This is a genomic window from Knoellia sp. S7-12, from assembly GCF_040518285.1.
In the GTDB taxonomy this organism is placed as follows: Bacteria; Actinomycetota; Actinomycetes; order Actinomycetales; family Dermatophilaceae; genus Knoellia.
In genome coordinates this window covers 2,350,271-2,365,057 of the sequence record NZ_CP155449.1, presented here as the reverse complement: position 1 = coordinate 2,365,057, position 14,787 = coordinate 2,350,271, and the positions used below count along the sequence as shown (strand labels likewise).

Genomic DNA, 14,787 nt, shown 5'->3' with positions numbered 1-14,787 from the left:
GGGATGAGAGGATCACGCGGTGATCTCCGACAGCCCGCTCGTCCTTGCCGCAACCCGCCAGCCCGTCCCGCACACCCCCGTGTGGTTCATGCGTCAGGCCGGTCGGTCGCTGCCCGAATACCGCGCGCTGCGTGAGGGCACGGCCATGCTCGAAGCCTGTCGCATGCCCGACCTCGTCACCGAGATCACGCTCCAGCCCGTGCGCCGCCACAATGTCGATGCAGCGATCTTCTTCTCGGACATCGTGGTGCCCCTGGCGGCCGTGGGCGTCGACCTCGACATCGTCCCGGGCACCGGCCCCGTCGTGCCCGCACCGTTTCGCACCCGCGCCGACCTCGACCGACTTCCGGACCTCACCGCTGACGCCATCCCCGACATCACCGAGTCGGTCTCGCGACTTGTCAGTGAGCTCGGGTCGACCCCGCTCATCGGCTTCGCCGGCGCACCGTTCACCCTCGCGTCCTACCTCGTCGAGGGCGGGCCGTCGCGCACGCATGAGAAGACCAAGGCGCTCATGCATGGCGACCCGCAGCTCTGGAACGACCTCAGCGCACGCCTTGCCCAGATCTCCGGAGCCTTCCTCCGTGTCCAGGTCGAGGCCGGAGCCAGCGCGATCCAACTCTTCGACTCCTGGGTCGGCTCGCTCTCGCGAGCGGACTACACGGCATACGTCCAGAAGCACTCGGCCACAGCGCTCGCCGCGGTCGCAGACCTCGGTGTGCCGCGCATCCACTTCGGCGTGGGCACCGGTGAACTTCTCGAACTCATGGGTGAGGCCGGGGCCGAGGTCGTCGGCGTCGACTACCGACTGTCACTCACCGACGCGGTCAGTCGCATCGGTGATGGGTATGCCGTGCAGGGCAACCTCGATCCGGCTCTCCTCGGTGCCCCGTGGGAGGTTCTCGAAGCCCGCGTCCGCGCGATCGTGGACGAAGGGCGCCAGGCGCCAGGCCACATCTTCAACCTCGGTCACGGAGTCCCGCCGCATGCCGACCCCGACGTCCTCACCAGGATCGTCGAGGTCGTGCACGAGCACTCAGCCCGCTGACGGCGGCGGCATCGGCCCAGCGGGTTGGGCCACCGGGCTGACAAACGCTGCCGGGGTGGTCCGGCGGCGACGCATCCACCAGATCACCGGTGCGAGCACGAGGCCGATCGCGACCGCGAACGGAAGCACGGCGCCGACGACCGTGACGAGCACCGCCAAGGACGACGTGAACGCCTTCCATCCGGACTTCAGGCCCGACAGGAAGCCAGCGGCCGCAACAGGCTCAAAGTCGTCGGTCGAGAGCGAGATTGAGATCGGTGACATCGTCACCGAGTCCTTGAGGTTGGCCAGCTGAGCCGTGAGGCCGTCGAGCTCAGCCTGACGCTGCGACAGCTCGTTCTCCAGAGCGACGAGGTCGTTGACCGTGGTGGCCTTGGCCAGGAGATCGCGGATGCGAGCGACGCTCGCCGTCATGGACTTCACCCGCGCCTCGGTGTCGACATAGGTGCCCGTCACGTCCTCACTGGAGCTGTTGCGGACCTGCACCTCGCCGACCTTCTCGATAAGGGCGATCGTCGCATCCAGTGAGGCAGCCGGGACGCTGATGGTGATCGACCCGGACGTGTCCCGCCCGGTCTCGCCGGCGTAGAGCTCTTCGGACAGCACGGCCCCGCTCTGTTGAGCGGCGATGGAGCGGATCCGCTGGGCCGACGTCGTGAGCGAGTCGACCTTGAGCTGCAGGTTGGCCCGTCGGACGAGCTTCTGACCCACGCTTGCTCGCGCCTGACTGGCCGGGTCGGACTTGGCTGCGCTGTCGCCGTCGGCCCCCTGCCCGCTCGTGTCCTGCCTTGCCATTTCGCCGCTCGCGGGCATCCCGCCACTGCCAGCGCTCGAGTCGTTGCGACTGCTGCAGGCACTGAGCGCGCCCACCGCGAGGAGGCCAGCAAGCGTGGCGCCGACGAGGCGGCGACCCCACAGCCCTGAGGGGCGAAGAACCTGGTCGCTCATGGTGCTCTCCACTTCTCCGGTCGAACCGGGTGCTCGCGTCTGTTGGTGGTGAGACTGCTCCTGCCGGGTCACGGGTTCCCTCGATCCGGGTCACGACTTGATGACGACCGGTGAGAGAGTGACGTGGTGAGCGAAGCCGCACGCCCTTCCCGTCGTTCCGTCGTCGTCATTGGCGGTGGGATCGCGGGGCTCGCGGCGGCGCGTGACGTCCTCGTCTCGCTGCCGGGCGCCCACGTCGTCCTCCTCGATGCGTCCGACCGCGTGGGTGGCAAGGTCCGTCGCGAGGAGATCGGCGGGCACCTCGTCGACGTGGGGGCCGAGGCGATGCTGGCCGTGCGTCCCGAGGCCGTCGATCTCGTGAGCGAGCTTGCAGACGCGGCGGACATCGTCACACCCGCCACGACGTCGGCACGCGTGTGGTCCCGCGGTGAGCTGCATCCGTTGCCGCGCACCCGAATTGGCGTTCCGTTCGCTGACTCGGTGGTCGCCGGGCTCCTGACGGCCGACGAGGAGACGCGAATGCTCGCCGAGGCCGACGCGCCCGATGTGGGCGCTGACGTCTCCGTCGCCGACTACGTCGGTGGCCGACTGGGTTCCGCTGTCGTCGACCGTCTCGTGGAGCCTATGCTCGGCGGGGTGTATGCCGGTCACTCCCGTGCGCTGTCACTGCGCGCCACGATGCCGGCGGTCTGGGCGATCGCCCAGGCGCGTGGATCTCTCTTGGCGCCACCGGTCGTCGACACCCAGTCGGGTGCGGCGCGGCCACCGTTCATCGGGCTGTCCGGTGGCGTGGGTCGACTGTCTGAGCTCCTCGCCGCCGACGTCGAGCAACGCGGGGGAGTCATCGAGTCGAACACGATCGTCCGCGGCATCGAGCGGACAGCGACCGGCTGGTCGGTCCTCAGTGGTCCGACGACGCAGCCGCGTCGGCTGGAGGCGGACGCGGTCATCGTGGCCGTGCCGCCGCCAGCGGCCTCGCGGCTGCTGTCGCCGATCGCACCCCCAGCGGGCGCTGCACTCGGCGGGGTCGAGATGGCGTCGGTTGCCGTCATCACCCTGGCCGTTCCCACAGCCGAGGTCGCGTCGTGGGAGGGCTCAGGCTTCCTCGTGCCCCCCGTCGAGGGCCGGGGCATCAAGGCCAGCACCTTCAGCTCGGCCAAGTGGGGGTGGCTCGCAGCGGAAGGTGGCGACACGGCATACGTGCGGGCGTCTGTGGGGCGAGCGGGCGAGACGGCGAGCCTGCAGCGTGACGACGCAGAGCTCGTGGCCCTCGCGGTGCGCGAGATCAGCGAGGCCGCCGGCGGGCCACCACTCACCCTCGTCGACAGCCACGTCCAACGATGGGGTGGCGGACTGCCGCAGTACACCGTCGGGCACGTCGATCGGATCGCGCGAGTGACCGAAGCGATCGCAGGGGTGGCCGGTCTCGAAGTGGCTGGCGCGGCATACCAGGGCATTGGTATCCCGGCCGTCATCGCGTCGGCGCACGCCGCAGCGGAGGCGACAGCGACCCACCTGAGGACGGCCGCGGCGCGCGCGGGAGAATGACCGCATGAGCACCCCGACCGACCGCCCTGCCCCGAGCAAGCCCAGCCCCGCGCGGATGCGCGAGATCAATGACTCGATCCGCTACACCATGTGGTCGGTGTTCGAGGTGACCGAGCCTCTCGGCAAGGACGACCGTGCCGCCATGACGGCAGAGGTTGAGGAGCTCGTTGCCGAGCTCGAGTCGGGCGACGTCGTGGTGCGGGGGTTCTATGACGTGGCGGGCCTGCGGGGCGATGCCGACCTCATGGTGTGGTGGCACGCCGAGCGCATCGAGGACCTCCAGGACGCCTATCACCGACTGCTGCGTACCCAGTTCGGCGCCCACCTGTCATCGGTGTGGTCCAACGCTGCTCTGCACCGACCGGCCGAGTTCAACAAGAGCCATGTCCCCGCCTTCATGGCCGGTGAGGACCCGCGCGCCTACGTCTGTGTCTATCCGTTCGTGCGGTCCTACGAGTGGTATCTCCTCGAGGAGAACGAGCGTCGCGACATGCTGCGCGAGCACGGCCAGATGGCTCGTGAGTTCCCGGACGTGCGCGCCAACACGATCTCGTCGTTCGCGCTCGGCGACTACGAGTGGATCCTCGCGTTCGAAGCCGACGAACTGCATCGCATCGTCGACCTCATGCGTGAACTGCGGCCCTCGCGGGCCCGACTGCACGTGCGCGAAGAGGTGCCGTTCTTCACTGGCCCCCGCGTCGCCGTCGCGGACCTGATCGCCCGCCAGCGCTGACTTTCACCCCACCAGCCACCCCTTTCCCGCCGCCCCCGGGAAACGGTTCCGGAACAAGGGAACTGTTCTCTTGCTTGGGAACGGTTTCCCCTGTTCGGGTCGGGCATACGTCCCGCTTCGCGTCGTCCACAGCCCGGGCAGCGGTGCTCTCTTGTCCACAGATCAGGAGCGACCCCTTCCGGCGACGGGCTGTCGGACCCGAGTGTCGTGGGATGACACTCGACGACCTCACGCGGATCGCCAGCGCGCAGCACGGCATGTTCACGACGAAGCAGGCACACACTCTTGGGATCGGTCGCAAAGCGTTGCGCGAGTGGGTCCGAGCGGGGGTGCTGCTCCACCCTTCACGCGGCTTGTATGCCGTGCGCTCACTTGTCGACACCGATCCCGTTCCGTGGCAAAGCCACATGGCCGAGGGTGCGCGGCTGCTCTACCCTGACGCGGCACTCACTGGCTTGACGGCGGTGCTGGCCTACGAATTGCCTGTCTGGGGGTGCCAACTCAACCGCCCGGAAATACTGCGACCCATCCAACGGCAGGCAGGCGCGAAGCCGTACCGAGTCCGGCCTTTGCGAACCGAGCGGGTGGACGGCCCGTGGGGTCACTGCGTGCCGCTGGCCGAGGCGCTGGTTCAGCTGTGCATTGACCACGGCATCGTCCAGGGAGTCGTGTCGGCTGACGCGGCTCTCCACCGGAAGTTGGTCACGCTCGACGCGCTCAAGGCGGCGGTCGACGCGGTTGCCGCTTGGTCGGGGTCGCACCGTCCGCGCGCGATGCTGACCCACGTCGATGGAAAGTGCGAGTCCGTGGCAGAGAGCCGAGCTCGCGTCGAATTCGGCTCACACGGCATACACGTTGTTTCACAGGTAGAGGTGCGGCGAGCCGACGGGTCGCTCATGGGTCGTGCCGACTTCGGTGTCGAGGGGACGAACGTGCTCATCGAGATCGACGGCAAGGTGAAGTATGCCGACGGGGATCCACAGGTTCTATGGAAGGAGAAGCGCCGGGAAGACGACATGCGCGCCGAGGGCAAGATCTTTGTGCGAGTCACGTGGGCCGACCTCGAGACGCCGGGCAAGGCGTCGGCGAAGGTCCGCCGAGCGATGTTGGCCGAGAGCGCTTAGGTCGGCGTCCCGCGCAAGGGAAGCAGTTCCCAAGCAAGGGAACAGTTCTCTTGTCCCGGACCCCTTTTCCGGGGGCGGCGGGAAAGGGGTTGCTGGCGAGGTGGGGCGGGTCAGGCGGGGGTTTCGGTGGCGGGGCGCAGGGTCATGGCGATGCTGTTCATGCAGAAGCGCTGATCCGTGGGGGTGTCATAACCCTCGCCCTCGAAGACGTGGCCCATGTGGCTGCCGCAGTTGGCGCAGCGCACCTCGACGCGCGGGCGGCCCGGGAGTGAGGCGTCCTCGATGAACTCGACCGAGTCCCCGGCCAGCGGGCTGTAGAAGGACGGCCAGCCGCAGTGGCTGTCGAACTTCGTCTCCGACGTGAAGAGTTCGGCGCCACAGGCGCGACACGAGTAGACACCCTCCGTCTTGGAGTCGGTGTACTCACCCGCGTAGGGGCGTTCGGTGCCGGCTTGGCGCAGAACGGCGTATTCCTCGGGGGACAGCTCGGCGCGCCACTCCTCGTCGGACTTGGTGACGGCATACGTGCGGTTCGTGGGCTCCATGTCATAGGCAACCACGAAGCCCCCGGGAACGTTCCCGGGGGCTTCGTGGCTCAAGCAGTGAGATGACTCAGCGTGGGCCGCGTCCGCTGACCTGAAGCCCGATGACGAGCGGGTCGTGGTCGGACGAGGCGAACGGCGTCGTCGCGGTGAAGAAATCGGTCACGTTGTAGTTGCGACGTGAGTACTGCATCGCCACCGACTCGTCACCGTTGATGTCCCAGACACCGGCGCCGGTGACCATCTTGAGCGCCTTCGCGTTGGCGAAGCCGTGGTCGAGGGAGCCCAGACGCCCGGAGAACTGGTAGCTGGCGTGGTCGACCTCGTACTTGTCCGCGAGGTTGGTGTAGCCGGCCGCCTCGATCTCGCGCACCGGGTCCTCCTTGGAGTAGGCGTTGAAGTCGCCGACGAGGAAGACCGCCTCGTCCGCGAACTGCGTGTTCGCCCACGTGGCCAACGCCTTGGCCTGCGCGATGCGCGAGGGGTTGGAGTTGCCCTGGCCGGTGCCGTCATTCGGGCCTGAGCCCTTGGACTTGAAGTGGTTGGCGATGACGACGAACGGCGAGCCGGCGTTCAGTGCCTTGAACTTCTGCGCGAGCGGGTAGCGGGCGTTGGCGAACGCCCCGTCGAGCAGGATCTGCGAGGCGTCGAGCGGCATGGCCCGGTCCTTGCGGTAGATGAACGCCGTCCGGATGACGTCCTCGTTGCTCGGTGTCACCGTCGGCGACTGGACGTAGGCCCACTGCCCGCCACCGGCGTTGAGGGCGGTGACGAGGGTGGCCAGGGCCTTGTCGCGGGGCTGGCCCGGCAGGTAGCTGATCCTTGCGGAGTTCTCGATCTCCTCGAGGGAGATGACGTCGGCCCCGAGGCCCTTGATCGCCGTGACGATCTTGGACTCCTGGTCCTTGAACGCCGACTGGCTCCACGCGCCACGAACCTCGCAGAAGTCCGTCGCCACGGGGTTGCCGTCACGGTCTGCAAAGAAGTCGCAGTTCTTGTAGGTGTCCTCGGTCACTCCCAGGTCGGGGAAGTAGTTGAGGACATTGAACGTCGCGAGCTTGAGGTTGCCACCGACGCTCGGCGGCGTGAGCTCGCGGTCGTTCTCGGTCGTCACCGGGTCATCGGAGTCGGTCGGCCCGACGATCTGTCCCGTGGGCTGGTAGTTCCACTGGAAGCGGTAGTCCAGGATGACCGGCTTGCCGAAGCTGACCTGCGACCCGGTGCGCATCGGCTCGTCCTGCGAGAGATAGGGCAGAGGAGAGTCCTGCGCGGCCGCGTTGGTCAGGTGGTTCACGCTCGCGCCGTCATCCAGGGTGATGTACTTCTTGAGGTTCTCGGCCTCGTAGGCCGCAGCAGCCGCGCCGGGCAGCACCTTGTCGGTGGACTGGAAGAGCGGCTTGTCGCCGACCGCGAGCCCGATCTGGCCGAAGTTGTTCAGCTGGAAGTTGTTCGTGATCGTGTAGGTGCCCTGCGGCTGCACGAGCATGCCTTCGTACTGCTCCTTCTCGGCATCGGTCACGGGCAGCGTGGCCAGCGGCGTCGGGGTGACCGGCGCGCAGTCAACGGCCTCGGTCAGGGTCGAGTCCGTCAGCTCAGTGAGACCGTTGAACTCGATCACCTTCGCGGAGACGGTCAGGCAGTCACCGATCTCGACGTCGGTCTGACGGAAGACGAAGATGCCGTCTGATGCGCCCGGGGTGGCGTCGTTGGCGCCGCCCGTGCCGGGAGTCTGCATGTAGAAGCCGTTGAAACCACCGGTCGGGTAAACGGCCGTGACGACGCCCGTCGTCTCCACAGGCTTGTCCGCCAAGGGGGAGACCGGTCCGGTGCCCTGGATCTCGGCGATCGTGGCCGTGGTGGGCTCCGGGTCAGGGTCGGGGTCGGTCCCGCCACCTGAAGCCACCGGCGTCGGTGCGCCGACCGTGAAGTCGGCCGCGTTGTTGTCGGTGTCGCCGGCTGTGCGCGAGGCCGACGTCGTATTGCTGAGAGCCCGAGTCGGTGACGTTTCGAAGTCGTTGGCGCTGCCGAATCCGACGAAGTCGACGACCCCCGGGGCCGTGTCACACTCTGCGCCGCAAGTCAGAGCGGAGGCGCTCGAGACCAGGGCCACCTTGCCGCTGGATCCGGACATGGGGATCGTTCCGGTGGCATCCGGAGTGGGCAGCGCGGTGGTTCCGCCGGCCCCCTGAGCCTCCTGGACGAGGAAGTTGGCACCCGGCGCGATGCTTCCGCTGAGGGGCGTCACCTGCCACGACGTGCCCGAAGCGGACGCGTACTGGACGGACCACCCGGCGAGGCTGATCGCCTGCGTGCCGACATTGCGAAGCTCGATGAAGTCGTGGGTGTAGGTGGCGCCGGAGTTGCCGCCACCCCCATAGACCTCGGAGATGAGCACGGTCGTGGATGCTGCGCTGGCAGGCGCGGCCGCCAGCAGGGCGGTGGCCCCGGCGAGCGGGAGGGCGACGAGTGGCGCGGCGATGGCGGCGCACGTTCGACGAGTGAACCTGGACATGAGGACCCTTCAGGGATGGGCAGGGAGTGAACCCCCAGAACGTATGCCGTTCGCACAAATTTGTCTGTAGTCCTGGGTAAGCACTCGGCAAAGTCTTGGAGTCGCCCGGTGACGTACGCATGCCGGTCGGCGTCGCCCGGCTGGTCCGGAGCCCGGTGACTAGGCTTCGGCTCATGGCGTCCCCCATCACGATGGAGATCGACGGCCCCGACGGCACCCGTGAGGTCAGGGTCTCCAGTCCGGACCGGCTCATGTGGCCCGGTGACGGGATCACCAAAGGTGACCTCGCGGCATACATGGTGTCTGTGGCTGAACCGCTCGTGCGCGCCATCGGCGACCGACCGGTGACCCTGCAGCGGTTCCCCGAGGGCATCGAAGGTGAAGAATTTTGGTCCAAGAACCCACCGAAGGGCATGCCCGACTGGATCAGCACGGTCTCCTGCCGCTACCCGTCCGGACGTCGCCACGCCCAGCTCGTCGTCGACGAGGTCGCAGCCGCGGTGTGGGCCGTGCAGATGAACACCGTGACCTTCCACCCATGGCCGGTCCGCACCGCTGACAACGACAACCCCGACGAGCTGCGGATCGACCTCGACCCACAGCCCGGCCGCACCTTCACCGACGCCGTCGAGGCCGCGGTGGCACTGCGTGAGGTGCTCGCCGAGGTGGGCCTCACCGGCTGGGCCAAGACGTCCGGCAACCGGGGCGTGCATGTCTTTGCCCGGATCAGGCCGACCCACGAGTTCCTGGACGTCCGACACGGGGTCATCGGCATCGCCCGCGAGCTCGAACGCCGCCTGCCGGACCTCGTGACGACCTCGTGGTGGAAGGAAGAGCGGGGCGAGCGCGTCTTCGTCGACTTCAACCAGGCCTGTCGCGACCGCACGATCGCGTCGGCCTACAGCCCGCGGCCGCTCGCGGGGGCGCCGGTCTCGATGCCGGTCACCTGGGACGATCTGCCCATCGTGGCACCGGGCGACTTCACGATCTTCACGGTTCCCGAGATCGTCGCGGACCGCGGAGACGCGTGGGAGTTGATGGGGGACAGCGTGGGCGACATCGCACCCGCGCTGGGTCTCTGGGACGCTGACATTCAGCGCGGCCTCGGCGAGCTGAACTTCCCGCCGGACTATCCCAAGATGCCCGGCGAGCCCCCGCGGGTGCAGCCGAGCAAACGACGCGCTGACCGCGCCGATGAGGACTACATGTTGCCCAAGGCCGAGCGTGATGCGGACCTTCGCACACAGTGGGGTATGCCGGTCGTGCCACCGATCGCTCCCATGCTCGCCAAACCGTCCAAAAAGCTCGTCGAGGGCGAGGTGAGCTATGAGCCGAAGTGGGACGGGTTCCGCTCGATCATCTATCGCTCCGGCGACCAGGTCGAGATCGGCAGCCGCAACGAGAAGCCGATGACCCGCTATTTCCCCGACGTCGTCGAGGCCGTCCTGGCCAACTTCCCGGACAAGTGCGTCGTCGACGGCGAGATCATCCTCGTGCGCCCCGGAGAGGACCGCCTCGACTTCGACCTCCTGCAGCAGCGCATCCACCCCGCCGCCAGCCGGGTCAAGAAGCTGGCGGCCGAGACGCCCGCGTCCTTTGTGGCGTTCGACCTGTTGGCGCTGGGGGAGCGTGACCTCATGGGCGAGCCCTTCGAGGTGCGTCGGGCCGAGCTCGAGAAGGCGTTCGCCTCGGTGCAGGCACCGATCCACCTCACGCCCGCGACCCGTGAGGTGGCCCAGGCGCAGGAGTGGTTCGAGCAGTTCGAGGGTGCGGGGCTCGACGGCCTCATGGTCAAGCCACTCAACGGCACCTATGAGCAGGACAAACGGACGATGCACAAGCTCAAGCACGAGCGGACTGCGGACTGCGTCGTCGCGGGCTACCGCACTCACAAGAGCGGCGACGACCTCATCGGGTCCTTGCTGCTCGGTCTCTATGACGATGAGGGCACGCTCGCGAGCGTCGGTGTCATCGGGGCGTTTCCGATGGCGCGGCGCAAGGAGCTGTTCGAGGAGTTGCAGGAGCTGGTGACGGACTTCGACAACCACCCCTGGGCCTGGGCCAAGCAGGAAGAGGGCACTCGCACGCCCCAGAACTCCGCCGGGTCACGCTGGGCCGCCGGCAAGGACCTCTCGTTCACACCGCTTCGACCCGAGCGCGTCGTCGAGGTCCGCTACGACCACATGGAGGGTGTGCGCTTCCGGCACACCGCCCAGTTCGCCCGGTGGCGTCCCGACCGTGACGCGTCGTCGTGCACCTACGACCAGCTCGAGGAACCCGTCTCCTACGACCTCGCCGACGTGCTCGATGCCTGAAGCGACCACCCGCCGGGCGGCCCGCGCTGCTGCTGCCGTGGGCGTGACGACGACGATCGCGAGCGCGGCAGGCTCGCTCGCGGCGGCGGCATACTTCGCTCGTCGTGTCCTCACCCCCGAACGGGACCGTCCCGACGACGTGCAGATCCTCGACGTCCGAGGCGATCGTGTCCTGCTGTCCGCGACGGTGGAGACAGTCGTGCCGGGCCGCTACGGGCTGTGGCTCGATGGTGGACAGGGTCACGTGCGCATCGGCGATCTCACCGACACCGACGTCGCCGAAGGGACGGTCGAGCGCGAAGTCATTGCTGTGGACGCGGGGGAACTTGTGCCTGGTGGTGCGCGATTCGATGGCCACCACTTCACCGGCACGCCGGACACTGCGGTCGGACTGCGGACCGAACACGTCGACATCGACGGCGAGCTCGGGCGCATGCCGGCCTGGGTGGTTCCGGCGAACGGCGGGCGAGGTTCACGATGGGCCGTCCTCGTGCACGGACGTGGCTCGCGCCGCCAGGAGACGCTGCGGGCACTGCCGGCGTTGCACGAAGCTGGATGGACCTCCCTCGTTCCGACCTATCGCAATGACGAGGGGGTTCCGGCCGGGCCTGACGGCCGCTACAACCTGGGCCTGTCGGAGTGGCGCGACATCGAAGCAGCCGTGGAGTATGCCGTGTCGTCCGGTGCCGCAGAGATCCTCGTCGTCGGCTGGTCGATGGGCGGAGCGATCGCCCTGCAGTTCCTGGACCGGTCGCCACTGGCCGACATCGTCTCCAAGGTGATCCTTGACGGACCGGTCATCGACTGGGGTGACGTTCTCGACCACCACGCGCGCATGCACCGCCTGCCCAAGGTGGTCGGATCGCTGTCGCGTTCCATGATGGGTCGGCGTTGGGGCAAGCGCTTCGTCGGCGTGCACGAGTCGGTCGACGTTGCGCAGACCGACTGGGTGCGCCGGTCCGACGAGTTGCGACACCCGATGCTGCTCATCCACTCCGCCGACGACGAGTTCGTGCCGGTGGGACCTTCCCGTCAGCTCGCGCAACACCGGCCAGACCTCGTGACCTATGAGGAGTGGCGGGTCGCCCGGCACTGCAAGGAGTGGAACACCGACCCAGATCGCTGGACGCGCCTCGTCACCGACTTCGCCCGTTGACTGACCTGACGAGCGGACGAGGGGAATAGCCCTGACGTGAGGGCCGTTGGCGCCCACGTGTGCACTCCGACAACGACCCCTGCCCTGTGGCGGAGGCTCCACGTGGACCTGATGAGGGACGGCAGCGCCCTCTGACGACGTTGACAGCCTCCGCGTCAGTCCCACCCCACTTCCAGGAGCCTTGTCATGTCCAGCACCACCCCTGATGCCGCAGCGTCCGCGCCGGCACCCACAACCTCACGCAAGCGACCCGGGGTTCCCTTCTGGGCCCAGGTCTTCATCGGCCTCGCCGCCGGTGTCCTGCTCGGCTTCATCGCCCGTCAGTTCGACCAGGCGTGGCTCGCCGAAACGCTCAAGACCGTTGGCGGGATCTTCGTCCAGTTGCTCCGGGTCATCGTCGTGCCACTCGTCCTCACCGCGATCATCGTGTCGATCGCCAACCTGCGCCAGGTGAAGAATGCCGCACGCCTCGCGGGGGAGACCCTCGTGTGGTTCGCGATCACGGCCGCAGCGTCGGTCGTCGTCGGCATCACTTTGGGCCTCCTCACCAACCCCGGCGCCAACGCCACACTCGACACGAGCGCTGGCGAGGCACCCAGCAACACCGGCAGCTGGCTCGACTTCCTCACCTCGATCGTGCCGGGCAACTTCCTCGGCCTCGAGGTGTCCACCTCCGCTGAGGAGGGTGGCGCGCTCAGCTCGAGCCCGGACTTCAACATCCTCCAGCTCGTCGTCCTGGGCCTGGCCATTGGTGCAGCTGCGCTGGCCGTCGGTGCCAAGGCTGACCCGTTCATCGACCTCACCCGCAGTGCTCTCGAGGTCTTCAGCAAGCTCGTGTGGTGGGTCATCAAGCTGTCGCCGCTCGGCACCGCGGCCCTCATCGGCTCGGCCGTCGCGAACTACGGCTGGGACCTGCTCGGACCACTCGCAATCTTCACCGCTGACGTCTACATCGGCTGCGCGATCGTGCTCCTCGTGATCTATCCGATCGTGGCTCGTGCCAACGGTTTGAGCCCCGTGAAGTTCTTTGCGGGTGCGTGGCCGGCGATCCAGTTCGCGTTCGTCTCGCGCAGCTCCATCGGTACCCTGCCGCTGACCCAGCGCGTCGTGACGCGCAACCTCGGCGTCTCGCGTGACTACGCGTCCTTCGCGGTGCCGATCGGTGCCACGACCAAGATGGACGGCTGCGCCGCGATCTATCCGGCACTGGCCGCCATCACCGTGGCCCAGCTCTTCGGGGTCGACCTCGTCTTCACCGACTACCTGCTCATCGCGTTCGTGTCCATCGTCGGATCGGCTGCCACAGCCGGGCTAACCGGTGCAGTGGTCATGCTCACCCTCACCCTGTCGACTCTCGGCCTCCCGCTCGAGGGTGTCGGGCTGCTCCTCGCGATCGACCCGATCATCGACATGATCCGCACCGCCACCAACGTGGCCGGCCAGGCTCTCATCCCGACGATCGTCGCCAAGCGCAACGGTCTGCTCGACCAAGAGGTCTATGACAGCAACACGTTCGGTGGCGCTGATGCTCGTCTCGAGCTCGACGAGGATGAGATTGCTGCGGTTCCGGCCGCCGACAAGACCCGAGTGGCGGTCCCGGCGTGACCTCGGCAGGTGTGAAGCTCTCGTTGCTCGACCTCGCGACGGTCGGCCGCGACCAGTCGATCGGCGAAGCCCTTGAGACCAGCGTGACGCTGGCGCAGAAGGCCGACTCGCTCGGCACGTTCGAGCGGTTGTGGTTCGCCGAGCATCACAACATGCCCTCCATCGCGTCAGCGGCCACGGCCGTCCTGCTCGCCCACGTCGCTGCCCGGACCGAGCGCATCCGCGTGGGTTCTGGTGGCGTCATGCTGCCCAACCACTCACCGCTCGTCATCGCCGAGCAGTTCGGGACGCTGGCCGAGCTGCACCCCGGCCGTGTCGACCTCGGACTCGGTCGCGCACCGGGCACCGACCAGGTGACATCGAGGGCGTTGCGCGTGGATCCGCGTGCGTCAGACGGCTTCCCGGACGACGTCCTCGAGTTGCAGGGCTACCTGGCCGACGAGAGCCTCGTGCCAACGATTCACGCCTTCCCCGGACGCGGGACCAAGGTGCCGCTCTACATCCTCGGAAGTTCCCTGTTCGGCGCCCAGCTCGCAGCGCGGCTCGGCCTGCCCTACGCATTCGCGAGCCACTTCGCCCCGGATGCGTTGCAGCAAGCGGTCGAGGTCTATCGCCGCGACTTCCGGCCGTCCGAGCAGCTCGCCGAGCCCTACGTCATCGCGGCGCTCAACGTCGTTGTGGCCGATGAGCAGGAGCACGCGGAGGCGTTGGCCGCTTCGGTGCTCCGCTCGCGTGTGCGTGCACTCGCCTCCCGCGTTCCGGCGTATGGCGGCGAGCTCGACGATGCCACCGTCGACGCGCTCATGGAGTCACCGGTGGCCGCGCAGGCGAGACACATGATGACCTACACGGCGATCGGCGACATCGAGGCCGTACGCAACTACCTCGAGCAGTTCGCTGGCCTGTCCCGAGCCGACGAGCTGATGATCAACAACGCCGTGCCCGGTCTCGGCAACCGCCTCCGGGCCTTGGAACTCCTCGCCACCCCCTGATCCTGATCCTGATCCCTGTGCGGTGTCGAAGCACGAACCAGAGGCGATCATTTCGAGCTGCCGCGGCGTCATCCGTGGATCGGCATTCTGCTCGGCCCAAACCTGCACGATGGGGGACCCCCGCGTTGTCGCCTGTCGTGGTGGCAGAAACCCGGGCCCTTTGGCCCGAGACACGACCGCACAGACGAGGGACAGTGGTTGCATGACCACGATCTCGCGTTCCTCGGACCTCGCGATCGCCTGCGCCGCCCACCGCGAGCCGAT

Annotated in this window: 11 protein-coding genes; 8 read left to right on the top strand and 3 right to left on the bottom strand. The window is 67.8% G+C overall.

Features of this window, described 5'->3' with window-relative positions; all coding sequences use genetic code 11:
• Positions 1-19: 19 nt before the first annotated feature.
• Positions 20-1,048 (top strand): uroporphyrinogen decarboxylase, encoded by a 1,029-nt coding sequence (hemE, locus tag V6K52_RS11420; protein WP_353950234.1) that lies wholly within the window; start codon positions 20-22, stop codon positions 1,046-1,048.
• On the opposite strand, the gene V6K52_RS11415 is transcribed toward hemE, so the two are convergent.
• On the bottom strand, positions 1,037-1,996 hold the full coding sequence (locus tag V6K52_RS11415; protein ID WP_353950233.1) for a DUF4349 domain-containing protein: 960 nt from the start codon (positions 1,994-1,996) through the stop codon (positions 1,037-1,039). The genes hemE and V6K52_RS11415 overlap by 12 nt on opposite strands.
• Positions 1,997-2,122: 126 nt before the next feature.
• On the opposite strand from V6K52_RS11415, the gene hemG reads away from it, so the two are divergent.
• From hemG to V6K52_RS11400, 3 genes are all read left to right on the top strand, one after another.
• Positions 2,123-3,544 carry a protoporphyrinogen oxidase gene (hemG, locus tag V6K52_RS11410; protein ID WP_353950232.1) on the top strand — a complete coding sequence of 474 codons (1,422 nt, stop codon included), beginning with the start codon at positions 2,123-2,125 and terminating at the stop codon, positions 3,542-3,544.
• A 4-nt stretch (positions 3,545-3,548) separates the two neighbouring features.
• A complete protein-coding gene (gene hemQ / locus V6K52_RS11405) occupies positions 3,549-4,277 on the top strand; it encodes a hydrogen peroxide-dependent heme synthase (RefSeq protein WP_353950231.1) in 729 nt (242 codons plus the stop codon).
• Positions 4,278-4,489: 212 nt separating this feature from the next.
• Positions 4,490-5,401, top strand: coding sequence for a type IV toxin-antitoxin system AbiEi family antitoxin domain-containing protein (locus V6K52_RS11400; RefSeq protein WP_353950230.1), 912 nt, complete (start codon positions 4,490-4,492; stop codon positions 5,399-5,401).
• A gap of 110 nt (positions 5,402-5,511) precedes the next feature.
• Here V6K52_RS11400 and msrB read toward each other — a convergent pair whose 3' ends face one another.
• Together msrB and V6K52_RS11390 are read right to left on the bottom strand one after the other, a co-directional pair.
• Positions 5,512-5,946 carry a peptide-methionine (R)-S-oxide reductase MsrB gene (gene msrB / locus V6K52_RS11395; protein WP_353953768.1) on the bottom strand — a complete coding sequence of 145 codons (435 nt, stop codon included), beginning with the start codon at positions 5,944-5,946 and terminating at the stop codon, positions 5,512-5,514.
• 67 nt (positions 5,947-6,013) lie between these two features.
• Positions 6,014-8,455 (bottom strand): ExeM/NucH family extracellular endonuclease, encoded by a 2,442-nt coding sequence (locus V6K52_RS11390; protein ID WP_353950229.1) that lies wholly within the window; start codon positions 8,453-8,455, stop codon positions 6,014-6,016.
• A gap of 173 nt (positions 8,456-8,628) precedes the next feature.
• Between V6K52_RS11390 and V6K52_RS11385 the strand changes: the two genes are divergently transcribed.
• From V6K52_RS11385 to V6K52_RS11370, 4 genes are all read left to right on the top strand, one after another.
• Positions 8,629-10,770, top strand: a complete 2,142-nt coding sequence (locus V6K52_RS11385; protein WP_353950228.1) for an ATP-dependent DNA ligase — start codon at positions 8,629-8,631, stop codon at positions 10,768-10,770.
• Positions 10,763-11,926, top strand: coding sequence for an alpha/beta fold hydrolase (locus V6K52_RS11380; protein ID WP_353950227.1), 1,164 nt, complete (start codon positions 10,763-10,765; stop codon positions 11,924-11,926). Before V6K52_RS11385 ends, V6K52_RS11380 begins: the two co-directional genes overlap by 8 nt.
• A 186-nt stretch (positions 11,927-12,112) precedes the next feature.
• On the top strand, positions 12,113-13,531 hold the full coding sequence (locus V6K52_RS11375; protein WP_353950226.1) for a dicarboxylate/amino acid:cation symporter: 1,419 nt from the start codon (positions 12,113-12,115) through the stop codon (positions 13,529-13,531).
• The gene (locus V6K52_RS11370) at positions 13,528-14,523 is read left to right on the top strand and encodes an LLM class flavin-dependent oxidoreductase (protein WP_353950225.1); all 996 of its coding nucleotides are present in this window, start codon (positions 13,528-13,530) and stop codon (positions 14,521-14,523) included. Before V6K52_RS11375 ends, V6K52_RS11370 begins: the two co-directional genes overlap by 4 nt.
• Positions 14,524-14,787: the final 264 nt, after the last annotated feature.